The sequence below is a fragment of the uncultured Mobiluncus sp. genome (assembly GCF_963511525.1).
In the GTDB taxonomy this organism is placed as follows: Bacteria; Actinomycetota; Actinomycetes; order Actinomycetales; family Actinomycetaceae; genus Mobiluncus.
On record NZ_CAUPIY010000007.1, the window covers coordinates 20355 to 46467 of the forward strand.

21 protein-coding genes and 1 other RNA gene are annotated in these 26113 nt (G+C 55.9%); 7 read left to right on the forward strand and 15 right to left on the reverse strand.

Annotation, left to right across the window (positions count from 1 at the left end; all coding sequences use genetic code 11):
• Nucleotides 1–248: 248 nt before the first annotated feature.
• On the reverse strand, nt 249–995 hold the full coding sequence (locus tag RQ935_RS06335) for a metalloregulator ArsR/SmtB family transcription factor (RefSeq protein WP_311497652.1): 747 nt from the start codon (nt 993–995) through the stop codon (nt 249–251).
• A gap of 91 nt (nt 996–1086) precedes the next feature.
• Here RQ935_RS06335 and arsD point away from each other — a divergent pair, with 91 nt between their 5' ends.
• Entirely contained in the window at nt 1087–1455 is a 369-nt protein-coding gene (gene arsD, locus RQ935_RS06340; protein WP_311497653.1) for an arsenite efflux transporter metallochaperone ArsD, read from the forward strand.
• A complete protein-coding gene (gene arsA, locus RQ935_RS06345) occupies nt 1455–3221 on the forward strand; it encodes an arsenical pump-driving ATPase (RefSeq protein WP_311497654.1) in 1767 nt (588 codons plus the stop codon). The genes arsD and arsA overlap by 1 nt, the downstream gene beginning before the upstream one ends.
• A 345-nt stretch (nt 3222–3566) precedes the next feature.
• On the opposite strand, the gene RQ935_RS06350 is transcribed toward arsA, so the two are convergent.
• The 7 genes from RQ935_RS06350 to ssrA all read right to left on the reverse strand — a co-directional run bounded on the left by RQ935_RS06350 (nt 3567) and on the right by ssrA (nt 11967).
• Nucleotides 3567–5165, reverse strand: coding sequence for a recombinase family protein (locus tag RQ935_RS06350; protein WP_311497655.1), 1599 nt, complete (start codon nt 5163–5165; stop codon nt 3567–3569).
• 91 nt (nt 5166–5256) lie between these two features.
• Nucleotides 5257–5859, reverse strand: a complete 603-nt coding sequence (locus RQ935_RS06355; protein WP_311497656.1) for a DNA alkylation repair protein — start codon at nt 5857–5859, stop codon at nt 5257–5259.
• 153 nt (nt 5860–6012) lie between these two features.
• Nucleotides 6013–7548, reverse strand: a complete 1536-nt coding sequence (locus tag RQ935_RS06360; RefSeq protein WP_311497657.1) for a relaxase/mobilization nuclease domain-containing protein — start codon at nt 7546–7548, stop codon at nt 6013–6015.
• A complete protein-coding gene (locus RQ935_RS06365) occupies nt 7520–8047 on the reverse strand; it encodes a plasmid mobilization protein (RefSeq protein ID WP_311497658.1) in 528 nt (175 codons plus the stop codon). Before RQ935_RS06365 ends, RQ935_RS06360 begins: the two co-directional genes overlap by 29 nt.
• Nucleotides 8048–8488: 441 nt before the next feature.
• Nucleotides 8489–10168, reverse strand: a complete 1680-nt coding sequence (locus RQ935_RS06370; protein WP_311497659.1) for a phage/plasmid primase, P4 family — start codon at nt 10166–10168, stop codon at nt 8489–8491.
• A 158-nt stretch (nt 10169–10326) separates the two neighbouring features.
• Entirely contained in the window at nt 10327–10494 is a 168-nt protein-coding gene (locus RQ935_RS06375; protein ID WP_311497660.1) for an excisionase, read from the reverse strand.
• A gap of 1101 nt (nt 10495–11595) precedes the next feature.
• Nucleotides 11596–11967: a transfer-messenger RNA gene (gene ssrA, locus RQ935_RS06380) on the reverse strand.
• Nucleotides 11968–12157: 190 nt separating this feature from the next.
• Between ssrA and glpA the strand changes: the two genes are divergently transcribed.
• Genes glpA through glpK form a run of 4 tightly spaced genes read left to right on the forward strand, consistent with a single transcriptional unit; the run spans nt 12158 to nt 18111 of the window.
• Nucleotides 12158–13897, forward strand: a complete 1740-nt coding sequence (glpA, locus tag RQ935_RS06385) for an anaerobic glycerol-3-phosphate dehydrogenase subunit GlpA (RefSeq protein ID WP_311497661.1) — start codon at nt 12158–12160, stop codon at nt 13895–13897.
• Nucleotides 13894–15198, forward strand: coding sequence for a glycerol-3-phosphate dehydrogenase subunit GlpB (glpB, locus tag RQ935_RS06390; protein ID WP_311497662.1), 1305 nt, complete (start codon nt 13894–13896; stop codon nt 15196–15198). Before glpA ends, glpB begins: the two co-directional genes overlap by 4 nt.
• Nucleotides 15195–16526 (forward strand): anaerobic glycerol-3-phosphate dehydrogenase subunit C, encoded by a 1332-nt coding sequence (locus tag RQ935_RS06395; RefSeq protein ID WP_311497663.1) that lies wholly within the window; start codon nt 15195–15197, stop codon nt 16524–16526. The genes glpB and RQ935_RS06395 overlap by 4 nt, the downstream gene beginning before the upstream one ends.
• 46 nt (nt 16527–16572) lie before the next feature.
• Complete coding sequence (gene glpK, locus RQ935_RS06400) at nt 16573–18111, forward strand: glycerol kinase GlpK (RefSeq protein WP_311497664.1); 1539 nt, start codon at nt 16573–16575, stop codon at nt 18109–18111.
• 26 nt (nt 18112–18137) lie between these two features.
• Here glpK and RQ935_RS06405 read toward each other — a convergent pair whose 3' ends face one another.
• The 7 genes from RQ935_RS06405 to leuC all read right to left on the reverse strand — a co-directional run bounded on the left by RQ935_RS06405 (nt 18138) and on the right by leuC (nt 25134).
• Nucleotides 18138–19046, reverse strand: a complete 909-nt coding sequence (locus tag RQ935_RS06405; RefSeq protein WP_282921228.1) for a RimK family alpha-L-glutamate ligase — start codon at nt 19044–19046, stop codon at nt 18138–18140.
• An 83-nt stretch (nt 19047–19129) separates the two neighbouring features.
• Entirely contained in the window at nt 19130–20257 is a 1128-nt protein-coding gene (locus RQ935_RS06410) for a D-alanine--D-alanine ligase family protein (protein ID WP_282921227.1), read from the reverse strand.
• 42 nt (nt 20258–20299) lie between these two features.
• Nucleotides 20300–20800, reverse strand: coding sequence for a DUF732 domain-containing protein (locus RQ935_RS06415; RefSeq protein ID WP_282921226.1), 501 nt, complete (start codon nt 20798–20800; stop codon nt 20300–20302).
• A gap of 37 nt (nt 20801–20837) precedes the next feature.
• Complete coding sequence (locus RQ935_RS06420) at nt 20838–21668, reverse strand: lysophospholipid acyltransferase family protein (RefSeq protein WP_311497665.1); 831 nt, start codon at nt 21666–21668, stop codon at nt 20838–20840.
• Entirely contained in the window at nt 21665–22984 is a 1320-nt protein-coding gene (gene murA, locus RQ935_RS06425; protein ID WP_311497666.1) for a UDP-N-acetylglucosamine 1-carboxyvinyltransferase, read from the reverse strand. Before murA ends, RQ935_RS06420 begins: the two co-directional genes overlap by 4 nt.
• Nucleotides 22985–23067: 83 nt before the next feature.
• On the reverse strand, nt 23068–23706 hold the full coding sequence (gene leuD / locus RQ935_RS06430) for a 3-isopropylmalate dehydratase small subunit (protein ID WP_311497667.1): 639 nt from the start codon (nt 23704–23706) through the stop codon (nt 23068–23070).
• Nucleotides 23707–23733: 27 nt separating this feature from the next.
• A complete protein-coding gene (leuC, locus tag RQ935_RS06435; RefSeq protein WP_311497668.1) occupies nt 23734–25134 on the reverse strand; it encodes a 3-isopropylmalate dehydratase large subunit in 1401 nt (466 codons plus the stop codon).
• A 144-nt stretch (nt 25135–25278) separates the two neighbouring features.
• On the opposite strand from leuC, the gene RQ935_RS06440 reads away from it, so the two are divergent.
• Complete coding sequence (locus tag RQ935_RS06440; RefSeq protein ID WP_298634121.1) at nt 25279–26007, forward strand: IclR family transcriptional regulator; 729 nt, start codon at nt 25279–25281, stop codon at nt 26005–26007.
• Nucleotides 26008–26113: the final 106 nt, after the last annotated feature.

Genomic DNA, 26113 nt, shown 5'->3' on the forward strand with positions numbered 1-26113 from the left:
TAAAAATCCCTGCTGAAATTGTTTTGACTTCAACAGGGACGTGGTTACTACGACGTTCATTTTTATACAAGGCTTTAGGTGTGTGCATTTGCTCCCGAGGTGTGTGCAAAATCGGGGTGGGTGTGTGCAAATACCCTTAGGTGTGCGCAGATTCTGAGTGGCGGGTTCATTCCAATGGTTTGGCTAGTCACCGTCGTTTTCCGACTGATGATGTTTCGGCATTGCTTGGGATGTGAAGCGATATTTCGTTAAGCGATTCGGGTTAGTAGCTCTCTTACGCGCTTGGTAATCTCGTCGCGGATTTCGCGTACGACCTCTACGGGTTCACCCGACGGATCAGCAACCTCCCAGTCTTCATAGTGGGTTCCGGGGAAAATTGGGCATGATTCGCCACATCCCATCGTGATTACCCAATCTGCCATCTTCACTTTCGCCGGATCAAGTTTTTCTGGCTGCGCAAACGGCTCTAACCCTATTTCGGCGAGGGCCTCGCGCACCTCGGGGTGTACTTCCTCGGCCGGTTCGGTGCCTGCGCTCATGATGGTCACGTCAGAATTGGCTAGTTCTTGCGCAATGGCGGCTGCCATTTGTGAGCGACCCGCATTTTGCCGACAGGCAAAAAGGATTCTGGTCACGGCGGCTCCCTTTCGGCTTGGGGTTTGTTGAGGCACGTGTTTGGCGACAACGTCAATGAGTCGAGTATCAAAATCCGGGGCGATCGAATAGTAGGCCCACTTACCCTGCTGTTCACGGCCTAATATGCCAGCATTTACCAGCCTGGTGAGATGGTGCGAAATGGTTGACCGACCGATATTAAAAACCTCGGGAAATGAGCATGCACACACCGGGTTCGGTGAACAGCGGTATATGAACAGAGCCAGTTGCAGCCGCGTGACATCACTGAGTGCCGCAAAAATATCTGCCGCGTCCTGACATTGACCTTCGCCGGCGATTGCAGGTGCGGGGCAGCAATTCGGAGCGTGTTGGCTGGTCATACAAGGACTCTATCACACGTTTCGATGGACGTCGAAATGTGTGATAGGGTTTACATCGATTCGACAATCATCGAAATGTAAGGAGTTAACTGTGCGTCAAATCGATATCTATGAACCGGCTTTGTGCTGTTCTTCCGGGGTATGCGGAACCGACGTAGATCAGGCTCTCGTTGATTTCAACGCGGCGCTGACCACCCTGGATAAAGAGGGCATTACCGTCACCAGGCATAATTTGGCGTCTGCCCCGGCTGATTTTGCGACTTGCGAACCGGTTCGCACCTATGTGGAGGTAGCTGGCACAGACGGCCTGCCAGTTACTGTGGTTGATGGCACTATTGTTGCTACTGGTTCTTACCCTCAACTTAATCAGCTCCGTCAATTCGCGGGGGCAGCCCCGGACGGAAAAACAACTTTGCCCGTCGTTGAGTCTGGCTGTTGTGGCGGAAGCGGATGCTGCTAATGTCCCTTCCTGAACTGAGCACCAAGTTTGCGTTTTTCACCGGTAAAGGTGGAGTCGGAAAGACTACGGTTGCTTGCTCTTTAGCTACCCGCGCGGCAGGTGAAGGTAAGCGAGTGCTGCTAGTATCAACTGATCCAGCCTCGAATATTGGACAGGTATTCGGCCGTGAGATCGGTTCGGGTGGAGCAGAGCTAACCGACCTTGTGCCCGGCGCTATCAGTTTTGATTCGTTAGAGATTGATCCGGAGGCAGAGGCGGAGCGCTATCGCGAGTCTATCCTGGGTCCGGTTCGTGGCCTGCTGCCACCCGAGGTGCTAGCAACAACTGAAGAAACCTTGTCCGGTTCCTGCACGGTTGAAGTCGCTAGTTTTAATCGATTCGTCGACTATCTAACCAACGAAGACATTACTAGCCACTATGACCACATCATTTTCGATACCGCCCCGACCGGACACACCCTGCGGTTACTGTCCTTACCCGGTGATTGGTCTAGTTTCATTGATAAAGGCGCGGGTGACGCCTCGTGTCTGGGGCCGATTTCAGGGCTAGAGAAGAACCGGCAAACCTATCACGAGGCGGTCGCAGCTCTGTCTGACCCGGCACAAACTTCACTGGTTCTGGTGGCCAGGGCTCAAATCTCGACCCTGCAAGAAGCTAACCGTTCCACCGGTGAACTACTTGAGATGGGAATCAAACCCGCACTGTTGGTGATCAACGGAATCCTGCCAGTGAGCGCCGCTACCGATCAGCTGTCGGAGTCTATTTACGCCCGGGAACAGGCACTACTTGATGGCCTTGCCACAAATACTGAGCTGAGCGCAATCAATAGTGTTCCAACGGTACGGATTGAGTTGAATGCCAACCCGGTGATGGGGGTAGACGGCCTGTTACATCTGGGCGAGGCTGACGGCGACGCAACTTCGAGCGCGGGTCCCCCACTAGAGCCGGGCTCTGCGCAGTCCAATTCCGAGCTGCACGTTGGTTTATCCCATCTGGTGGATGAGCTAGCAGAGGGGAAACCGAAACTCGTCTTGTGTATGGGCAAAGGTGGGGTAGGGAAAACCACCGTGGCGCAAATGCTGGCGTTGGAGCTCGCTAAGCGCGGCAAGCCAGTGCATCTGTCCACCACGGATCCTGCGAATCACCTCGATGTTTCCCTCGAAGATCGCATCAAAGGTTTGACGGTGTCATCTATCGATCCTGACGCGGTGACGGCTAGCTACCGTGAAGAAGTGCTCGCCACCAAAGGCGCTTCTCTCGATGCCGACGGATACGCACAGTTGGAGGAAGACCTGCGCTCCCCATGTACGGAAGAAGTGGCCGTTTTCAAAGCATTTTCTGAGGTCGTAGCAACGGCTCAAAACCAGTGGGTCGTCCTCGACACCGCCCCCACCGGGCACACCCTGCTATTACTGGACGCCACTGGGTCCTACCACCGCGAACTCATGCGCCAATCCGGACGTGACGATTCCGCAACCACGCTCCAACACCTGCAAAATACGGAAGTGACCCGACCAATCCTCGTGACACTGCCAGAAACCACGCCAATGCTCGAGGCACAATCCCTCGCAGCCGACCTGTCGCGAGCAGGTATTGAGCCGTGGGCATGGGTGATCAACCAGTCGCTCCCGGCAACCGAGACGTCATCGCCGTTCCTGCTACGACGAGCCAATGCGCAACAGAAGATAATTAACTCGGTCGCTGATCAGGCAGGGGTACAAGTGGTTCAACTGCCCGTCATGCTCGACCACGAACTATGCAAATAGCGATTTACCGAAGCTAAGTAGTATAGGTCACCTCGTCTCTTCTGCCAGTTATAAATTGTTGGACAGACGAGGTGGCTGTTTTTATTCTGAGACTTGAATGGCTTGATCCTTGTTATTGCAACCAGGCGATACGCACCGGCTCATCCAGATCCTCACGCCGCTGCCGCCAAGCGTCTACGACGGGGGTTCAATTCCCTCGCTGTTACATTTAGCCGTTTTTAGCGCACAAGCGCGCTTAGAGGTGCTCCGGCGGCGAAGGCAAATCGTTGCCTTCGCTTAATCGCCTCCGCACTGTTGCGCGATGGCTCACGCGGCTTACCGCCGCTGCCATCGCGCTACAGGGGTTCAATTCCCCAAACTAAAACGTCCAAAACCCCAGCAAAAGCTGAGGTTTTGAACGTGGTGGAGTTGAGCGCGGGAAGGTCGAACCTTACCGCTTGCGGCTTTTTTTGCCTTCTGGAAGTCCTCCCAGTCCACCTCATAGTCAGCATCCGAATACTTGCACGTCAGAATGACCTTGTCGTCGTACAGGTAAATCTTATCGACGAAATACCCCAAGACCATATCTCGCACCTCATGGTCATCAAGGTTCGCATACAGGAACTTGCCAAAGTATGCCTTGATGCTGTGCTCGTCCTCGGAAAGTTCCTTCTTCGCCTTCTCCGTCTCGATGGCGTCCGTCAGCGCCTTCTTACGTCGCTCAAGCTCCTGCAAGCGTTCCTGCGTGGTCTCGCTGAAAATCCCCGCCTCAATCGCCTTGACTAGATTTTTAAGAGCCATCCGCGTATCAGCCAGCTCTTTTTCAAGGCTCTCAAGGTAGCTCGACTCGACGTAGCACTCCTTGTAGTACGCCGCCGCGTCCACAGCAAGGGACATCAGGTTCTCGGAATCGCTCAGCAACTCCTTCAGTAGCTGCTGTACCAGTCCCTCGATGAACGCAGCCTTGACTGGCTTCTTCTCGCACCGCTTATGCCTCTGCTCCTTACAGTAGTAATAAAAGTGGTGCGCGCCCGTCTTGCTCGTGCCGGAGACACCCTGCATGGAGCTTCCGCACTCGCCACAGAAGAGCTTTCCCGTTAGCCAGTACCTCGGTTCGTCTTTCACGTGCTTTGACCGCTTTCCCGCGCCTGTGCGCTTGTTCAAGGCAAACATTGCCTGTGCCTTGTTGAACAAGTCCCTGTCTATGATGACGGGCATCCCATCAGGAATGACGATGTCCGCGTACTTGTAGACGCCCGTGTACCTGTCGTTCTTCAGCACGCTCCTCAGCCCGTTGACCGTGAACTTCCTGTCAAGAGCTGTGGTTATGCCCTGAGCATTCAGCTCGTCGGCTATCTGCTGCATTGGCTTGCCGTCAACATAATCGTGAAAGATTCTCTGCACCACGGGCGCTTTCACAGGGTCAATCTCATAACGCTTGTCCGCCGCCGTTCTGTAGCCCAATATCTTTTGACCGTTGGACAATGCATTCTTGGCGTTATACCTCAGCCCTCGCTCGATGTTCTCTCGCGACGAATCGCTCCACATCTGCGCGAACGCATCCATCACCGCTTCGGTGAACTTGCCCTGCGATGTGCTCACATCAGGCGCATTCTCCGCAACATACTCGATGCTGCACCCAGCCTCACGAATCTTTCTCTTGGCATAGGTCAACTGCAAGATGTCTCGACCCAGTCTGTCATTCTTCCACATGATGAGAACGGCAGGATGCAGCTTTGCGACCTCTGAAAGCATCAGCTTGTAATTTGGTCTGTTATCGTCCTGCCCAGACATCGCACGGTCTGCATACTCCTTGAGTATGCTGTAACCGTGCTCAGACGCATAAAGCTGCACCAGCTCCTGCTGTTCCTCGATAGAAGCATCGTTTTGAGAGCTTGACGAGTAGCGGTAATAGGCGATGGCAAGGTTATTATCGTTCTGAACAAATTTCTTTGTCTTTGCCACCTATAAGGTCACCTCCTTAGAAAAATAGGCCCAAGTCGCAATGGCAACCTGGGCAAATAAGACATGCTTTTGTCACACAAACTCAGAGTCGTCACACAATCAATTTACTCGCCAGCTTGTAAACTTGTTTTATTTCTTTGCTTTCTAAATTCCAACTATCAAGTTCAATTTTAATCAACTCTGGGAATTTCTTACTAATATCCCTTAAAGCATTTCCAACAGATTTTCTTACATATTCGCTACTATCTTCTTTTAATTTTGCAATTCTTTCAATAGCTTCATTCGGATTTTCCTTGAAATACGGTCTACTCGTCCATATTCTCAAACCCTCTGTAACTGCTCTTCTTGTATTTGGATTGCTATTTTGTAACCATTCATCGATAATCGAAAGTGCATTTTCACAGCCTGTTTTCTTCCAAAACTCATCAAATGCTTTTGCTAATACTTCTTGAACTCTCCAATTATCGTCTTTAGAAACTTCATCTCTCATAAATCTTAAAATTTCTTCATCTGATGATAAATATCCAAATAGAAACACACCATACATTCTTACTTGATAAACATTGGATTCATAAGCTAAAAATGCTAATTTTTTGCTACGCTCATTATTATTAGATTTATAATCAGCAAAGGCTCTTTTTTCTTGCTCTTTAAAACCATTTTCTATCAAAGAGAATTCTTTTTCTAAATTCAAAATATATTCCTTCAATTAGCCTCGCCTCCTGATAAAGATTCAAATTTGATTTTATGGTATTATATCATGTCTGACCTGCTATTTCAATTCTTTTATCAAGCGAAATCACATGCAAACAGATAGCGGCTCCCACCACGGGAGCCGCTAATTTTTTTACTCGAACTGCACATCGTCTGGCTTCTGATTAGCCTTCTCAGCGTCGTAGACGCCCTGTATCTGGCTTGTGACCCGCCTGCCGCTCGTTCGGCTCGCTTCATGGTCAATCGCACGGTTCGCAGCTTTGAGCCTCTTCTCTGCATCCCACATATTCTTGCGAGACTCGTAGAGGCTTTGCTCTGCCTCCTCAAGTGCCTGCATCTTCTGCTCTTCAATCATCTGACGTACAAGAGCTGCCATCATCTGCGCAAACATATCATCGAGCATGCGCTCAAACGCTGTTTTGCTCTTCTTTTGACTTGCCATCTTAAAGCACAGGCGCAAACCATAGAGGCTTGGTGCCTGCTGGTGCTTTAGCCCGTCCAGATTCGCCTTGTTAGCCTTGAATTGAGCACGAGCCTCATCCATATCGGCTTGCAGGCTCTGTGCGGTCTTGTTTGGTGTCTGCTGCGCAAGTTTGATTTGAGCATAATCAGCATCGCGCTTTAGATTTCTGCCTTCACGAATCGCTCTGATGCGATACTGGGAAGCTAAATCATCTGTGAAATTCTCAACATCCTCAGAATCGACCTTGTAATCATCAAGCAGGGAATAAGCCACCTCATCCTTCGTATAACCTTTAATAGGTTCTGTAACGTCTTCTGAGGCGTTTTCCTGATAGATTGGTATAACTGTCGGCTTCTGGTCTTCTACAGCCTTATTTGCCTGTTTCTGGTCGTAGTAGGATTCGATGGAGTCCTTCGCCAGGTCGTCGGCTAAAAGCTTTGCCTTGCGGCGGCGCTTGCGGGGCTTGTCACCGTAGATGTCCATCATCTTGTAGCACCATGCCTCGTGTTCCTCTCCGTCCTTGCCCTTGCGTTTCTGCTCCATCAGCTCGACGCCGTAGACCCCGAGATTATGCTTGAACTCGTCAAGGGACTTGGATTCATCACGCGCCCGCTGCACACGGTCGCCCAGCCTTTGCTCGAACGCATCGCAGCTCTCGCGACGTTTAGTCCATGTCGTGCCTTCCTTGTGTTTTTCGCGCTCGAACTTGGGCGTTCCGATGACGGACAAGCCCTCCTCTGCTGCAAGCTCGTCGCTCGCATTCTTGACCTCGAAATGTCGTCGGTTATCTCGTAGCGTCTGACCTGTCACCTCGTCATGGTTCACGACGAGGCAGTGTGCATGAACACATCCACCTTTGCCGTCGTTGTGCACGGTGACGTAACACATCGAGTTGGGATAGAGCTTCTTGCACAGCTTGTAGCTATGCTCACCTGCCATCTGCTCGTCCGACTTGTTTCCAGCCTTCAGCTCGTCAGGCGAGAAGGAGACGCGCACCTCGAACGCCTCATAACGCGATGCAGGGTGCCTCTTGTGCATCTCCTCGGCATATATCGCCATGTCATCTCTGGGCATGTCACCAACCTCGTAGGCAGCCCTCGTCGTGCCTTCGACTTCATGTATCTTCTTCTTTTCGCCGTTGCCAAGCTCGGTGTAAATCATGCTCGCTTTCGCGTTCTCAAGCGGATGGATGTATGTCGTCGCCATCTGTCTCACCTCCGTCATTCGGGAACCAGAAATCCTTCGCCCTCATGTAGTCCTCATAGTCGAAAATCTTGTCGGTCTGCTCACGCGAGAACTCCTCTCGTGCGTCGAGCAGCTGCCTGTCGATGCTCGCGAATTTCGTCTGCAAATCCTTCAGTTCAGATAGCACCTCAGCTTCTCGCATCGGACTCACACCGAAGCACTTTCGGTAGCTCTCGCTCGCGTTCAAACGGCGGGCAATCTGATTCAAATTGATACCAACTTTGTTCACCTCGGCAGTAAGCAAATTGAGGTCGGAATTATTCGTGATAATCATTTTGTGCACCTCGTGGTTTAACGCCGCATCGCGAAGGTACTGCGACACCGTCACGCCCCACTGGTTCGCCTTCGACTTAATCGCCGCTGCTTCGGACTCGGTAACGCGAATCTTGACCGTGCCCGACTTGCGTTTTCTCTCGCTGGAAGCAGGTATCTTACCTGCATGTTTCTTATCTTTCTTCATAGCTGAAATCCTCCTTGTAAATTGATGAAACATGACGCTTCTGCGTCATGCGCAAATTGCGTAGAAAAGGGAATTAACGCAAGCAGACATCCTGTGCGTACAAATCCTCGCTTCGCTCGGACTTGACGCAGGATGTAGCTTGCGGGGGCTTCGCCCCTCGACCCCGAAATCCAGACCCCAAGCACGGGTCTGATGGTGCCGACGACTCGGCACGTGAGGCACGACTGCCTCGCTGGAAATCGAGGTGTAGATACGCCCACCAGATGAAGGGACGGAGCGTCATCCCGCGTCGAAAAATCGACGGCATCCCCACCGAAAACGGACGGGCATAGTTTCGGTTTCGGGACGCTTGTTGGTCTCATATTGGTGCGATCTTGGTCAGAAAGAGACCAAGAAGACGCCAGAACGGAGACCAAAATCAAGCGACTTGCTGCGAGCATGTCAGTCCTCCTCGGACGGGAAATCGTCACTTGAGGAGACCGCCGATGCTTCGCGCACGAGACCTCTGTATCGGTCTTTCAGTATGTCCGGCTGGCACCGCTTCTGGATGTCACTGCCTGTGTATGAACCGTTCATCCAAGTTCGCACATCATACTCGGCGATGAGAGGCTCAGGTGCGTCCATGCGGTCTGTGGAGCGCACAGGATTCTCCGTCTCGTTCCACCCTGGATAATCGACGAGCAATGAGCGAACCTCGTCGCGAAATGGATTGATACCAACAGGCTTTCCAGCGCTATTATTGCGGGCGAACCACTTCACATAGAGGTCGTAGAGGAACTGCCACGGCACCAAGTCCCACTTCAGCTCGTCCATGACCGTCGCCATGAACTCGCGGATAGGGTCGTTGAACTGCTTGTACTCCTCCAGCAGGTCAAGGCACGCCTGAGGCTTTACCAGCTCGTAGTAGTCCGTCGTCGCCAGCAGCTTGTAGAGAACGTACTCGAGCACATCCTGACGCCCCAGATAGTCGTCCTTGATGTACTTGCGCTCGCAACCCTCGAAGCGCTTCTCCATCGGAACGAGAAGCAAGCGACGGTACGCCGAGTCCGACTTGTCCTTGAAGCGCGGAAGGGCATTGATGCACTGCACCATGAACCCATGGAAGACGAGGCTGAGCGGGTCTTTAAACTTGCGGTCTACCAGCACGGGGTCACCCGTGATGACAGCCTTCAGAGCCGCCGCCTTGTCGAGGTAAGCGCTCGTGTCGTTCTCGTCCACAATGACAGCTGACACCCTCGTGAGGGCACTCAGCCCATACTGGTTGCCAAAGCCCGTGATTGAGATGGAAGCGCAAGCATCCTCACCGCAGAGGTTTCTCATCAGTCGGCACAGCGTCCCCTTGCCGTTATTGCCTGACTTCGAGTAGAGCCACACCGACCTGTGCCAAGGCACGTTAGGGCGGATGATTGCTCCCAGCGTCTGCCAGAGCAACTCCTGCACGTCTGGGTCGTCGGAGAGGGATTGCATCCAGCTCTCGACATCCCAATTCGCGCCATCGGGCATGGTGATGTGCGGGTTTATCGCGCCATCGACGAAGTGCACATGAGACTTCGTCGTGAACACAAGCTCCGGGTCGAAGTCCATAAGCATCTTGTTCGCATAATCATAGATGCCGTTACCCACAGCAATAAGGTCGCGGTCACGACAAATCTTCTTGAGCGGTGCCTCGTCCTTCAGGAAGGCATATACCTCGTCGATGTCATGGCTGCTGATTTGCCTGTTGTACTGGCGGATGAGGCGTCGAATTGCCTTCTCGCTCGTGTCATAGGTGCCGAGTTTCTCTCCCTCGGTCACATACACACCCACAAGGCAGTTATCCTCATCGCTCGCATCACCAAATGCCACGCGGCATACGCGATGGACGACGATGAGAATGCGCCCAATCTCAGAGGGCGGCAGCGCCTTGAGGATGTCGTACTTCTCCTTGCCCTTCTTGGGCGTAGGGAACTCGCCAGACCCCGGCGGGTCTTCCGGTCCCTTGTTGTAAGTGTTGACCTCGCGGTTGATTTCATCTAGCAGCTCACGCTTTATCGTTGCCTGAGAAGGCGGATTGCCCAAATCGACCTGCTCCAGATAGTCTTCTGTAATCGAGCTGACAAGCTCGTCAAATGTTTGATTCATGCCTTATTTCCTCCTTTCAGGATTTGACTTCTCACTCAACCCATGTAGAGGAAATACCTTGCATTACCAGCCGTTTTATGGTATCCTTTACACAAGTTGAAGTTGGTTGTCCCATTTGCTTAGCACGGCAGGGGGCAACCTTTTCTTTTTGTCTTAAATCAGGGATTGATGTTGTGTCCGGCAAGGATGTAGTCGCGGAATCTTTCACGTGCGATGAGCTTCTTCTTGCCGCTCATGACAACGAAATCAACCTCTGGCAATTGGATGATGCGCTGCAAGCGTGCGCGCCCGATGTCAAAGAACACCGTCGCCTCGTCCATGGTCATCAAATCCTTATGCGATAGAGCCGCCATCAGATTTGAATACTCGGAATACGTAAGGTCTCCGAACTTCGTGTGCTTCGTCTTCGTAGCTTTTGACATATCTATTTCCTCTCTTTCTTGGCAAACAAAAACGGGCGGCAAACCGATAGGATTTCTCCCAAAGGTTCACCGCCCGTTTACCATTCGTGCGATATGAGCGTAGGTCGTTTTTAAGTGCTCCCCAGAACAGAAAAACAGGGTTGCACAAGTGCGATAACCACTCGTGAACTATTTAATTCTGAGTCAATTATACCAAAAATAAGTCAACTAATCAAGACATTTTAAGCCCGTGAACTGCTCAAACACAGGCCTGAAAACACCCATTTTCGATAAACCACAACACAGGCAAGGCATCCAAGAAATCAAGGCACAGAAAAAGAGGTAGAAAATATTTTTTGATGGCGCTTCGCACCCCGTCCGCACTCATACTGGCACAATTTGGCACAATTAGCTGTGCCAGCCCTACCGCCCTTGTGGCACAAGGGAAAAGGCGAAAAATGAGGTGCTTTTTCAAAATCCTTGGCACAGGGCAATGTGCCGGAGTTTTTCAACGCTATCAAGGCGTCTGGGTTCATGGCACAGCTAGCACAGCATTTTTTCAAATCCCTATAAGAAAAAAATTACTAGGCACAGGTAAGAGAGGCGTGTATATATAAAATTTCCTATAGGGAGTTAAATTTAACTGTGCCAGCTGTGCCACGGGCTTGAATCCTTTGACCATCAACAAAAAGTCTGGCACAGAGTCAAAAACGTTCTGTGCCAACGGTCGATACAATGTATCAAATCCATTGATAAACGAGGTGTTATTTTGGCACAGCTAATTGTGCCAAAAATCAAGAACAAACGAAAAACCCACGGACACCCCCGCCTTTTCCCTGTGCCCGGCTCTTCTTCTTCGTGTGGCGAGCGGCGCGGCATCGCCGTGAGGCACACGTTCTGTCTTTTGTTCTTGAAATCCTCCTTTTCCTGCAAACAAAAAAACGAGGGCTGCGTTAGCAACCCTCGAATTTATAGACAAGCGCGAACTCATTCTTGAAAAAGAATAGAGTTCGACGCTTCGCGTTCTGGTGGAGGTGAGGGGAATTGAACCCCTGTCCGATCGGGAATACTTGCTTCTTCTCCGGGTGCAGTCTGTTTTAGATTCTCGGCCCCATGCCGCCCACAGACCGGGCTACATCGGGCTAAAGTTACCTAAAATCTCGAACCAACCTAAGTAACCCAGGCGATTCCAGTGGCTCTAAAAACGACGCCAGGATCCGCAGCTAGAGCAACTGCGGGCTGACGGAATCAGTTCCCTTGGATTAAGCAGCCAAGGTGAAGGATTCAGTACTGTTACGTTCAGCACTTATTGTTTCGTATCCATCGTTTACGAGATGAGGACACCTCCTCGACCCGCTTCTCTCAAGATACTACCGACCGTCGAAACCGATCACCCCCGCTATTCAGTTATCCCTGCCAATGGCAAGTATTCCATTGTAAACCCAGCCCGGAATTCTGTCCATAGCTCGGCGTACCCGACGCATATTCGCAGTAACGATTCTCTGTATATGTCCGAACGACTTCCGCCCTGGCAGTGCCGCCAGCGCGTAATGCCCCCATCTCACTGGACATCAGCTAGGCTTTTACTATGAGTACCCCCACCCGTCTGCGCGCTGACCTCGTCGTTATCGGAGGCGGAGCTACCGGTGCCGGGGTCGTGCGCGATGCGGCAATGCGCGGCTACGATGTCATCCTGTTGGAACGCGCCGATATTGGGCAAGGGACGTCCGCCCGCTACCACGGACTGCTGCATTCGGGCGGGCGCTACGTAATTTCTGATCCCGAATCGGCCACACAGTGCGCCGATGAAAACGCCATTTTGCGCCGTATCAACGCCGATGCGTTGGAGGACGTGGGTGGCCTGTTTGTGCTGACCCCCGATGACCCCGAGGACTATGCGGATCGTTTCCTCCCGGCCGCACTCAAAGCGGGTGTGAAATGCGAAGAAATCCCACTCGGTACCGCTTTCAAGACGGAACCACGGCTGAATCCACAGATCAAACGCGCTTTCCAGGTCAACGACGGCGGGGTTGACGGATGGAAACTCATCTGGGGCGCCCTAGAATCCGCCCAGGAATACGGCGCAAAAATCCTGCCCTATCACCGGGTTGAATCGATTACTGTCAAGGACGGTGCAGTCTGCGCTGTGTCAGCTCGGGATGAAAAGACCGGTACTGACGTTCACGTTGATTGTCGCTTTGTCATCAATGCGGCCGGACCGTGGGCGGGTCAGATTGCCGAAATGGTTGGTGCCAGCGATATAGAAATTATACCCGGTCGGGGTATCATGATTGGTTTCAATCAACGCCTGGTGCACCACGTCATCAACCGCTGCGCCCTGTCCGGGGACGGCGACATCCTGGTGCCGGCCCACCCCATCTGTATCATCGGGACTACCGACCAACCCGCCGTCAAACCGGATTTCCTGGCCATCAAGCCGGAGGAAGTCCAACAAATGCTCGACAAGGGCGAGCAAATGGTTCCCGACTTGCGCCAAGCCCGCCCCCTGCACGTCTGGGCTGGCGCTCGCCCACTGCTGCGAGATACGCGCGTCAGCGCCACAGACACCCGGCACATGACTCGCGGCATGGCCATTCTGGACCACCTGGAGCGCGACAATATTCACGGTTTCCTGACCATCGTGGGCGGCAAACTCACGACTTACCGCCTGATGGCGGAAAAGGTCGTGAACATTATGTGTCACCAGCTGGGCGACAATCGGGTTTGTACCACCGCACAAGAGCCCGTCCCCTCCGCTCAAGCTCGCCGTTTCAGTCATTTGTCCGACCGGCTGCAGGCCCGCGAGACAGACCGCCACGATGACCCCATTATCTGTGAATGCGAACTGGTCAATCAGCGGATGATTTTGGAGGCGCTACAGGAAAATCCCCGGGTAAACATCGACGATTTGCGCCGCCAGCTACGCATCGGCATGGGGCCTTGTCAGGGCAGTTTCTGCGGGGCGCGCACCGCGGGCATTATCCACGATTTCCGTTCTCAGAATCCCCCAGCGTCGCCCGTTTCCACAACGACCCCCGAAACCCCGACCCCCGACGCTGGTACCACTTCGGGTGCCCCCTGCTCCGCCGCAACGCGCGCTGATATCAGCACCACCATGCTGAATCTGTTTTTGTCCAACCGCTTGGGAGGAATCACTCCTATTCTCTACGGCGCGCTGGCTCGTGAGATGGCTTTGCAGAGATGGATTTTAGGCACTTTGGATCTGGAACACCTGCCCGGCCCCAGCCCGGAATCCAGCCGCGCCACCGGCGACCTGGCTTTGAATCACGGCACGGGTCGTGACGAACCGACAGGAGGTGCCCGATGAAAATCGCTGTAATCGGTGCGGGGTTGGCTGGTTTAAGCGCTGCCCTCATGGCTCACGAAAAAAGATACCGAGTTACGGTATATACCAAAGGCCTCGGTGGCCTGGCGCTTTCCGCCGGTACGGGCGACCTGTTGGGCTACCTCCCCGACCGTTCTGACCCGGTGGTTGGCGACCCTTACCAAGCTGTTAACGACCTACCGCAATACCACCCCTATCGTCTGATAGGGACCGAACACTTACGAGCGGGGATGGAATGGTATTGCCAAGCCCTGCCCGGTTTTTGGGCGCCGGCCAACCCCACGAACACAAACACATTCCTGGCTTCTGCCCTAGGTTCCGTTCGCCCCACCTATCTGGTGCCCCAAACCTGTGCTGCGGGAGCCCTGCGCGACCAGATGAAGCTGCTGGTAGTGGGCCTCAAACAATTTAAAGATTTTCCCGCGACCCTCATCGCCGACAACCTCAATCGCTCTGAGCGGTTCTCGCTTTCGGCGCGGGCAGTGACCCTGGATTTGAGCGGACGCGGAAACGAAGCCGATGTTACCGCCACGGACTACGCCCGAAACTTTGATGTCACTGACCTGGACCCGAAGCAAGCCGCCAAACTGCGCCAAAAATTCGCCACCCTGCTCAACGACACCGTGCAAAGCGGGGAAACCATCCTCATCCCCGCCCTGCTGGGATTGAGCCCGCAAACTTTTCGCGAATTTCAAGCCTTGGTCAACGCGCCGGTCGCCGAAGTTCCCACCGTTCCCCCCTCTATCTTGGGCCGACGCGCCTACGACATCTTGGTCAACAGCTGCCGCGAGGCCCGCGTCGACATCCACACCAACTGCGAGGTTATGTCCGCCGCCAGCCTGGACGGCACCGTGACCGCGCTGCGGGTCGCACGCGCCGGGGGCGTGGACGAAGTGGAAGTTGACGCGGTATTAGACGCAGCGGGCGGAATGACCTCGGGCAACTTTGAGCGTGACTCACATTTAAATATCCAAGAAAAGGTCTTTAATCTTCCCGTGTTCACCCCCGCCCCCGACGCTACCGGCTACCTCAATTCCATTCATCAGATTGACCGGGAAAATCGCCAGGAGCTCGAACGGGTGCTGATGTCAGGAGTGGCGGTCGACGCCACGATGCGTCCCGTTGATGCATCCGGTCACCGGCTCTATGACAATGTCTATTGCCTGGGCGAAATGCTGGGGGCCTGCGCGCCGTGGCGCGAACTTTCCGGAGAGGGTCTCGCCTTGGGCAGTGCCTGGGCAGCCGTGCAATCGTTGGCGTCCTTAGAGAGGAGCCGGTCATGACGGAAATCACCGCACTCGACTACGCCAAAGCAAACCTGGCGCGCACTTCCCTGGATCAGTGCCTGAAATGCACCATCTGCGAGACCCAATGCCCGGTCATGCGGGTCACTCCGAACTTTTCCGGGCCCAAGTTCGTGGGTCCCCAAGCGGAACGGTTCCGCAAAGGTCAGTCAGTCGATAAGTCCCTAGACTACTGTTCGGGCTGCTCCATCTGTACTACCGTTTGTCCCCACGGAGTAAAGATTGCCGAGCTCAACGCCCAAGCTCGTGCCGTCATGAAGGCCGACAATATGCCCTTACGCGACCGCCTGATTACCCAAACTGAGCTGGAAGGCAAACTGCTGACCCCGCTGGCCCCCATCGCCAACGCGGCGCTAGGGAATCGGCCGATTCGCAAACTTGTGCAGGCCGTCATCGGAGTCCACGCTGACGCCCCCACCCCGGTGGCTCAATCCACCAGCTTCTTGACCTGGTGGAAGCGGCACGAAAAGGAGGTCTATGGCGGCCCCTACGTCCCGCGCCGTCCCCAGTCGACCATGTACCTGCCTTCTGAAACGAAGTGGCACCGCGGCCCGATTGTGTTCTTCCACGGCTGCGCGGGAGCGTACTTTGAAGTATCCACGTCCATCGCAACGGTCGAGGTACTGGAGCATCTGGGGTATCGCGTCATCGTGCCGAAACAGGGCTGCTGTGGGCTGGCGTCACAATCAAACGGGCTGTTCAACGATGCTTCGCGCCATGTCTTGCAGCTGGCACGCCAACTGCAACGCGCCGGGAAGAACCTGCCAATCATTTCTTCCTCCGGGTCTTGCGCGGGAATGTTGCGCCACGAGGCTCGCGAGATCATGGGGTTGGAAGATGCTGTGTTGCGAGACGTGGGCGCACGCCTGTTCGAGACTTCCGAATTCATCGCGCATCTGATGGACGAGGGCGAATTCCCGGAAAGCGACCTGCGCCCGCTGGACTTGACCCTAACCTATCACCAACCCTGTCAGGTGAAATCCCAGGGTATCGGCAAACCGGCGATTCGGATGCTGGAAACCATCCCCGGCGTGCACGTGGTGGAATCGGGCCAGCCCTGCTGCGGTATCGCCGGGACCTACGGACTAAAGAAAGAAAAATTCGACGTGGCGCAAGCCATCGGCAAGCCTCTGTTTGCAAAGATTAAAACCGTGAACCCCCACTTGGCGGCCTGCGACACCGAAACGTGCCGCTGGCAAATTCGGAAAGGAACCGGCGCCGAAGTCGTTCACCCCATCGAGATTCTCGCTCGTGCGCTGGGACTGGCGAGTCAGGGCGCGGGCGGCTCCCCCGGCGCAGTCCGCTAAAACGGCTCAGTCTGGCGACAGGAAACGATGTGAAAGGAAGACAACGATGTCTCAGAAAAAATATGTGATGGCGATTGACCAGGGTACGACTTCATCTCGAGCCATTATTTTTGACCACTACGGGCGCATAGTTTCGGTCGGTCAGATGGAGCACGAACAGATTTTTCCCTCTCCCGGATGGGTCGAGCACGATGCGACCGAAATCTGGTACAACGTGCGGGAAGTCGTGGGCCGCGCCTTGGCGAACGCCACGAAACAGACCGGGATGGGGCTCAACCACCACGACATCGCCGCCCTGGGCATCACCAACCAGCGCGAAACCACGATCGTGTGGGACAAAAACACTGGTCAGCCCATCTATAACGCAATCGTGTGGCAGGATACTCGTTCCCAAGACCTGGTGGACCGGTTGGCGGCAAACGGCGGGCCGGACCGGTGGCGTCCGCTAGTGGGCGAAGCCCTGTCCACCTATGCCTCCATCACCAAGATTATGTGGATTTTGGAAAACGTGCCGGGAGCGCGCGAACGCGCCGAACGGGGCGAACTGCTGTTCGGTAACCCGGACACTTGGGTCATCTGGAACATGACCGGAGGCATCAACGGCGGCCTGCACGTCACCGACGTGACGAATGCATCGCGCACCATGCTAATGGATCTTCACACTTTGCAGTGGCGCGAGGACATCTGTCAGGAGGCCGGGATTCCCCTCAATATGCTGCCTGAGATTCGTTCCTCGTCAGAAGTTTACGGTCAATGCCGCCAAGACGGTTTGCTGGCTGGAGTGCCGGTGGCTGGGGATTTGGGTGACCAGCAGGCCGCGACCTTTGGCCAGGCCTGTTTTGAGCCGGGGATGGCAAAGAACACTTACGGCACGGGATGTTTCATGCTGATGAATACCGGTACCACCCCGATGCCTTCGGAAAACGGCATGATTACCACGGTTTGTTACAAGATTGGCAATGAGCCTACCGTTTACGCGTTGGAAGGATCCATCGCGGTAACCGGCTCGCTGATTCAATGGCTGCGGGACAACCTGAACATCATCGAGGCCTCCGAGGACGTGGAGGACTTGGCTTCCTCGGTGAAAGACAACGGCGGGGTCTATTTCGTACCGGCGTTTTCCGGACTGTTCGCGCCCTACTGGAAGGGGGATGCCCGCGGAACAATTGTCGGCATGACCCGCTACAACACAAAAGGACACTTGGCTCGCGCCGCCCTGGAAGCCACCGCTTTCCAGACCCGGGAAGTCTTGGACGCGATGGAGTCCGATTCTCACGTGAAGCTCGGCGAGTTGCGCGTTGACGGCGGCATGACGGCAAATAACCTGCTGATGCAGTTCCAGTCCGATATTTTGGGTGTGCCCGTGGTACTACCAACAGTCGCTGAAACGACCGCTCTGGGCGCAGCCTACGCCGCCGGCATCGCCGTCGGTTTTTGGAGCGGCACCGCGGACGTCACCAACAACTGGCAGGAAAACCACCGATGGAACCCCACCATGGAACCTGACGAACGGGACCGCACCCTGCGCTTGTGGAAGAAAGCCGTGACCCGGACTTTTGACTGGGTCGACGACGACGTCCGGTAAACCTCAACCGCTGGCGAAAAACCGGCTTACCAGTAGTAACGCTGGATAATGGCATCCGCGAAGTGTTCCACCGCCTCCCGGGCGGAATCCAGGTACAGGTTGCCTTCTACCAGCGATATTTCCATGACATAGTACGAGCCTTTGCCGTCAGCTACCATGTCAATCCGGTCGTAAAGTACCTGGGTATCGTGTTCCGAAGTCAACTTAATGTAGTCGTGAATGTAGCGGCGAACCTGCTCGCCCCACCCCCATTCTTCCTGGCTGGAATAACGGGCGGTGACAATCTGTTCCGGCTCCGGGCCCTCGCAGGCGGCGTGCAGCATAGCGCCCTTTTGCACCGTATGGGAGATGACCCCGTTGTAGTACACAATCGAGACTTCGCCTTGTGTCTCGACTTCCTCTAAGTAGCGCTGAATCATCACGCCTGAACCGGCAGACAGCAGGTCCATCGCGTGTTCGATAGCTTCGCGCCGCGAATTGGCGGAAGTCGAAGTGTAGCGTCCCACGCCGCGCCCCCCGCTGGAGATGGTCGGCTTCACCACGAAGTCGCCGAAGGCGGGGAAACGGGAGTGAACCTGATGTTTAGTGAGGTTTCGTTCGGGTTCCAGCCAAGTCGTCGGAATGATGGGCATCCCCAACTTTTGTAGCTCGCGCAGGTAGTGCTTATCCGTGTTCCATTCCAAGATTTCGGGGGTGTTCAGCAACTTTGGTACGGAATGCGCCCACTTGAGAAACTCCTCGCGGCGATGCGCATAGTTCGGGGTCGAACGCAACACTGCGAACCGACCTTCTGACCAATCCACGCTGGGGTCGTCCCAGCTGCGCATGACCGGTTCGATTCCGTGGTCGCGCAAAGCATCACATAAGTCCTGGTCACCTGCCAATCCTTGCGGAGTTTCGGAGCTCATCACCAAAATGACTTTATTATCTGACATCGTTGTCCTTTCGATTCATATTCATTCTATCTGTAGTTTCGGCTGAGGGGTCCGCTCCGGGCGGGACGATAGCTACGTCCGCCTCACCGTAACCCTTGCGGGTGAGCCAAAGCCAGCTCAATCAGCTCAGTGACCAGGTCGGTGTAGGACAGTCCCACGTTCTCCCACATTCCCGGATACAGGGAATAGGGCGTCATTCCGGGCATGGTGTTGACTTCGTTGAGGATGATTTCCCCGGTATCGGGCACATAGAAAAAGTCCACTCGGCTCAGGCCCTCCCCGCCTAAAAGCTGGAAAGCCTGGCGGGCATAGTTTTGAATCTGCGTCGCGACACCGGCGGGAATCTGGGCTGGAATCTGCAATCGCACCGCCTCGTTGGCAAAATACTTGGATTGGAAATCGTACATTCCAGGAGTGGAAACCATCACGACTTCCCCCGGCGGGGTGGTGCGGGGGGCTCCCCCGGCACGCCCCTCCAAAACAGCACACTCAACTTCACGAGCGCCCTGCACCGCGGCTTCCACGATAACTTTCGGGTCGTGGCGGCGAGCGGCGACGACCGCAGCCTCAAAGTCCTGCCACGAATCCACCCTTGTGACCCCTAAGGAAGACCCGGCACGCGCCGGCTTCACAAAGACCGGCAACCCCCACGACAGAATCGGAGCCGGGACTTCGTCCGCGCGGTGGCGCCAATCAAAGTCCGTGATGACGTGGTAGCGTCCCACGGGAATCCCCCCGTGTTCCAACAGAACTTTCGCACACCCCTTGTCCATTCCGTTAGAGGAGGCGCCCACCCCGCAACCGGTATAGGGCACGCCAACCATCTCACACAGACCCTGAATCGTCCCGTCCTCTCCGTAAGGTCCGTGTAGCAGCGGCATCACCACGTCAACACGGCCCAGGTCCTTGATGGGAGCGCTGGGGGTGCGGGAATCCCAAAAGAATAAATGCTGGTTTTGCGGCACTAACGCCACGAAAGTCCCGTTATCCTCAATCTCAGCCCCCTGCCCGTCCTGGAGACGCAGCGAATCGGACTCGTCAGGCATCAACACCCACGCTCCGGCCTTGGTGATTCCGATTGGTATCGGTTCAAAACGCGTGCGGTCGATATGGTCGAGTACACCCGCTGCCGTGGCGCAAGAAATCGAGTGTTCCCCGCTGCGTCCACCGAAAATAACCGCTACCCGGGTCTTTTGTTCGCCTTCACTCATGGGTAAAACTTTAGTCCTTTCGGGGGTTTTTCTTGAATTCCTTTAGGCTGGCTCGGTTACCGTAGGCGTAGGAGCCGGTTTGGGGGCAAAGTTTTCCAGCCAACCGTCTAGTTTCGATTCCTGTTCGGGACACAGGGACATCGCTGCGGATTGCTCCACCCCAATCCAGAATTGCACCTGGGTGGCCGGCATCGGCAACTTGTCCGACCCGGAGCCGTTGTCGCTTTCGGCAATGAATGCCAGCACCCGAGTGGGATCCCAGCCGGATTCCAGCTTTCCACACGCCCGCCATCCCATTTTGGTGACTTCTTTGCGCAGTTCAGCGGGGAAACCGGGGTTCAGGAAAGTAATCTGTTTCCAATAGGTTTCCTCACGAGCGGCAGCGTCGGCGGGACGCTGCTCTGGATTATTGCCATTGATATTGCCAAATTCCCACGCCAGGAACAATCCGGCGGCAAAGAAAATGAAAGCGCCAATCACGGTTTTTTTGGTTCTCTTGTCCCAGATACCGGTGTCTTCGGCATCATCGTCGAAGTTTCGCAACGCTCGCCCCCTTTCTGTTCCGGGTATTCCAACAGGTCTAACGCGACTTTTTCCCGCCTTTGGGACGTTTTTTCTTACGTCCGTAGCGGTCGCCGTCGACTTTCATGTCCCACACTTTCACGGGGGGTTCTTCACCAGGTCGCAGACCCCGCAGAAGGTCGGTCAGGTCAGCCATAATCCGCCGGGTCGCCTCCATCACGGCCTCGTGATCGTCCTGTTTCCCGTAGAGGTCGCTCAAGTCGACGGGGGGACCTGCCACCAGCGACACTCGACCACGGGGTGGCCAGTGCAGTTTCCCGTAGGGTGGCAAGGTCTTGTGCGCCCCCCACTGGGCGACAGGCACCACCGGAACCTGGGTTTCCAACGCCAATCGTGCCGCGCCGGTGTGGGCTTTCATCGGCCACAGGTCGGGGTCACGAGTGAGGGTCCCTTCCGGAAACATCCCCACGCACTCCCCTACTCTCAGGGCGGCTTTGGCGGCAATCAGGGAATCTGCCGCGTGGGTGGTTTCCCGAAACACCGGAATCATCCGCGAGTGTCGGGCGCAAAAGCCCACCACCGGCCAGTGCATCATTTCTTCTTTCATCAGCATTCGCGGGGAATAGTGATTAGCCACCAGGAAGTGCGAAAACGTCACCGAGTCGATTTCCGTGACGTGATTGGACACGGCAATAAATCCGCCGCTTTCAGGCAGGTTTTCCACCCCGGCATAGTGCCGCTTCATCAGCGCTATCAGCACCGCACGCACCGGCAGTGAAGCCCAGAAATACACCCATCCCATCGCGGGACGGCCCGCCCGGTTGCGCCGGAAGGGACGGGAAAACTGCGCGACCAGCCTGGTGCGGTCAGAACCGGAAGATTTCGTCATGAGTGCAGCTCCACCTGTGCATCCAAAGCTTTTAGCTTGTTCATAAAGTTTTCGTAGCCGCGGTTGATGATGTCCACTCCGGAAACATTCGAGACTCCCTGCGCCGCCAAGGCTGCAATGAGGTGCGAAAAACCGCCACGCAAATCCGGAACCTCGATGTCCGTGCCGTGCAGCGGGGTCGGCCCGGAAATAACCGCGGAATGGTAAAAGTTCCGTGCCCCGAAACGGCACCGCAGTCCGCCCAAACACTCGCGGTAAACCTGAATATGCGCACCCATCCGGCGCAGTGCCTCAGTGAAACCGAAACGATTTTCGTACACGGTCTCGTGCACAATCGACAAACCTTGAGCCTGCGTCAACGCCACCACCAGCGGCTGCTGCCAGTCGGTCATAAAACCGGGGTGAACATTGGTTTCCAGAACAATCGACTTCAAATCACCCTGGGTGCCGCGTCGGAACCGAATCGAGTCCTCGGTGATGTCGAAATCCCCGCCGACCTTGCGGAACGTGTTGAGGAACGTCATCATGTCGGCCTGGCGAGCGCCCTTGACCGTGATATCCCCGCCAGTGACCAGCGCCGCGGAAGCCCACGACGCCGCCTCGATCCGATCCGGCAGGGCGGTATGGGTAAATCCGCGCAGCTCATCGACACCTTCGATGCGGATGACCCGGTCGGTGTCCACGGAAATAATCGCGCCCATTTTTTGCAGGATAGCGACCAAATCCATGATTTCGGGTTCCACCGCCGCCCCGCGCAGCTCGGTGATGCCCCGCGCCCGCACCGCGGTCAGCAGGGTTTGTTCGGTGGCGCCCACGCTCGGATAGGGCAGCTCGACTTTCGTACCCTCCAGCCCGTTGGGTGCGGATAGATGGATGCCGTTGGGGAGTTTCTCGACTTCCGCGCCGAAAGCCCGCAAAGTATTGAGGTGAAAATCGATGGGCCGCCCGCCGATATTGCAGCCGCCCAGATTCGGAATAATCGCCTGGCCCAAACGGTGCAGCAGCGGTCCACACAGCAAAATGGGGATACGTGACGAGCCGGCGTGCCGGTCGATGTCATGCACCGAAGCCGCGGCAACCTTGGCGGGATTCATCGTCAGCACGCCCTCGGTTTTGTCGAAATCGACCTCTACCCCGTGCAGGTTCAACAGTTTCGTGACCACTTCGACGTCGCGAATGTCCGGCACGGATGCCAGCTGGGATGTTTCCGGTGAGAGCAACGAGGCCACCATGGCTTTGGGGACAAGGTTCTTGGCTCCCCGCACGGTTATCTCTCCCTGCAGCGGTCGCCCGCCGTTCACCTGCAAAACCGACATCGGCTTCCTTCCGTCAACTCAATAGGTTCCTCCTATTTTACCCCGCGGCGCTCGCACACCGCGTAGGGTCGCCGTGCCCGGCTCTAGTTCACGGGACGAGCGGATTGAACCGGCTCGGGCGGCAGGTGTTTGGCCGGTAGCGTCTTGGGTTTGAAAGACGGGCGTCGCGCTTCGTAAGCGGCGATGGCCTCCTCGTCGCGCAGGGTCAACGAAATATCGTCCAGCCCTTCCATCAAACGCCAGCGCGTGTAATCGTCTATGGCAAAACTGCAGGTAAAATCCCCAACGCTGGCGGTACGCGCCTCCAAATCCACGCAAACCTCCGCCCCCGGATTGGCTTGCAGAATCTCCCAGAGCCGGTCGCAGTCGGCTTGACTGATGACCCCGGTCACCAAACCTTGTTTTCCGGCGTTACCCCGGAAAATATCGGCGAATTTCGGCGAAAGAATGACTTTGAAACCATAATCGCGCAGCGCCCACACCGCGTGCTCGCGACTCGATCCGGTGCCGAAGTCCTTACCCGCCACCAAAACGGTGCCCGACCGGTAAGCCTCTTGATTCAGCACGAACTTCGGGTCCGTGCGCCAGGCGGCAAACAGCGCGTCATCGAACCCGGTTTTCGTTACGCGTTTCAAATAAACCGCGGGAATAATCTGGTCGGTATCCACGTTCGTGACCTGCAGCGGAACTCCCACGCCGGTGTGTTTCGTAAACTTTTCCATTTGTTTTTCCTTTTCTTTAAGCTGAATCTATAGGTCGTTGGGGCCGCTGAGGGTGCCGCGAATCGCGGTAGCGGCGGCGACCAGCGGACTCACCAGGTGGGTGCGCCCGCCTTTGCCTTGGCGGCCCTCAAAGTTGCGGTTGGACGTCGAGGCTGAACGCTCGCCGGGCGCGAGTTTGTCCGGGTTCATCGCCAAGCACATGGAACAACCGGCGTTGCGCCATTCGGCACCAAAATCGCGGAAAATCTGATCGAGGCCTTCCCGTTCCGCCTGCAGACGCACCCGCGCGGACCCCGGCACCACCAGCACACGCACGTCCGGGCTCTTGTGATGGCCCTTCACGACCTCGGCGGCGGCACGCAAGTCCTCCAAACGCCCGTTCGTGCACGAGCCGATGAACACCGTGTCCACTTTGATGTCACGCATTTTTGTGCCGGGCTGTAAATTCATGTATGCCAGGGCCTTCTGCGCAGTCAGGCGTGCGGTTTCATCACTCAGCGCGGCGGGGTTGGGCACCTCCCCGCTCAACGCCACCCCCATGCCCGGGTTGGTACCCCAGGTCACGAATGGTTCGAGGGCATCGGCGTCAATATCGACCTCGGCGTCAAACTGGGCGTCCGCATCGGTCGGCAGGGTTCGCCAGTACGCTACGGCAGCGTCCCAATCCGCTCCCTCGGGGGCGTGCGGACGGCCTTGTAAGTACGCAAAAGTCGTGTCGTCCGGGGCAATCATGCCGGCACGCGCCCCGGCCTCGATGGACATATTGCAAATTGTCATCCGCGCTTCCATCGACAAATCCTCAATCGCGGAGCCGCGGTATTCCAGGACGTAACCTTGCCCGCCGTTGGTGCCGATTTTCGCGATAATTGCCAAAATCAAGTCTTTTGAGGTCACGCCCGGTTTCAAGTGTCCGGAAACATTGATTGCCATCGTTTTGAAAGGAGCCAGCGGCAGGGTCTGAGTCGCCAACACGTGCTCGACCTCCGAGGTTCCGATTCCAAAAGCCAGCGCCCCAAAAGCCCCGTGGGTAGACGTGTGCGAGTCGCCGCAGACTACGGTCATTCCCGGTTGGGTCAGCCCCAGCTGCGGCCCGACCACGTGGACAATGCCTTGGTCAGCGTCACCCAGAGAGTGGAGGCGGAGCCCGAACTCGGCCGCGTTTTTCCGCAGAGTTTCAATCTGCAGTGCCGAGGTCGGGTCGGTGATGGGACGGTCAATGTCTGTTGTCGGGGTGTTGTGGTCCTCGGTGGCCAGCGTCAGTTCAGGGCGGCTCACCTTCCGCCCGGCTTGGCGCAGCCCGTCAAAGGCTTGCGGACTGGTCACTTCGTGGCACAGCTGCAGGTCGATATAGAGCAAATCCGGCGCTCCGTTTTCACCTTTTTTCACCACGTGGTCGCGCCATACTTTTTGTGCAAGCGTCTCACCCATTTTTGCCTCTTTTCGTTGCGCAGTCCGGAACATTCGCCCGTTTGGGACGGTGCGGGGTTCCGCGGGTTTTCCTGTTGTTATCAATGTTTACCTGGTATCACCAGCCAACTTGCATTTCACATTGTGAGATGGCAATATCAAGTTATGGACAAGTCTAGCGCAAATTCCGGTGTAGGGGTACTCGACAAAGCAGTACTGATTCTCTCGACCTTGGAGGCCGGTCCCGCGACCCTGGCTCAACTGGTGGACACCACGCATTTGGCCCGGCCCACCATTTATCGCCTGGCGGTAGCTTTGGAGCATCATCGTTTCCTGGCCCGGGACTCCCAAGGTCGCTTCACATTGGGACCCCGCCTGGCGGAACTGGCTGGAGCAGCCGGGGACGACAGACTTCTGAGTGTCGCCGCGCCGGTGCTGGCTGCCTTACGCGACCATACTCACGAGTCTTGCCAACTGTATCGCCGTCAAGGCGACCAGCGGATTTGCGTGGCCGCCGCCGAACGACCCATCGGTTTGCGCGACTCGATTCCGGTGGGGGCGACCCTGACTATGCAGGCCGGATCCGCCGCCCAAATCTTGCTCGCGTGGGAGGAACCCGAACGCCTGCACCGGGGGCTGCGCGGTGCGGCCTTCAACGCCACTATGCTTTCAGAAGTGCGTCGGCGCGGCTGGGCGCAATCGGTTGGGGAACGTGAACCCGGCGTCGCCTCCGTGTCCGCCCCGGTCCGCGGAGCCACCGGACGTGTCGTCGCCGCCGTATCTGTCTCGGGACCTATCGAACGTTTGGGCCGCCAGCCCGGCCGCACCCACGGCACCGCCGTCGTCGCCGCCGCCAACCGCCTGAGCGAATTCCTGCGCCGCGACGAGGAGTAACCGGCCAGTCCGCCCCACGCCCTTGTGACCCCGTCACAAAACGATTGTCTCCTGTCGATTCGGATACGGCACACCGGTACGAATTTATAGTTTTCAATCAGTTTTC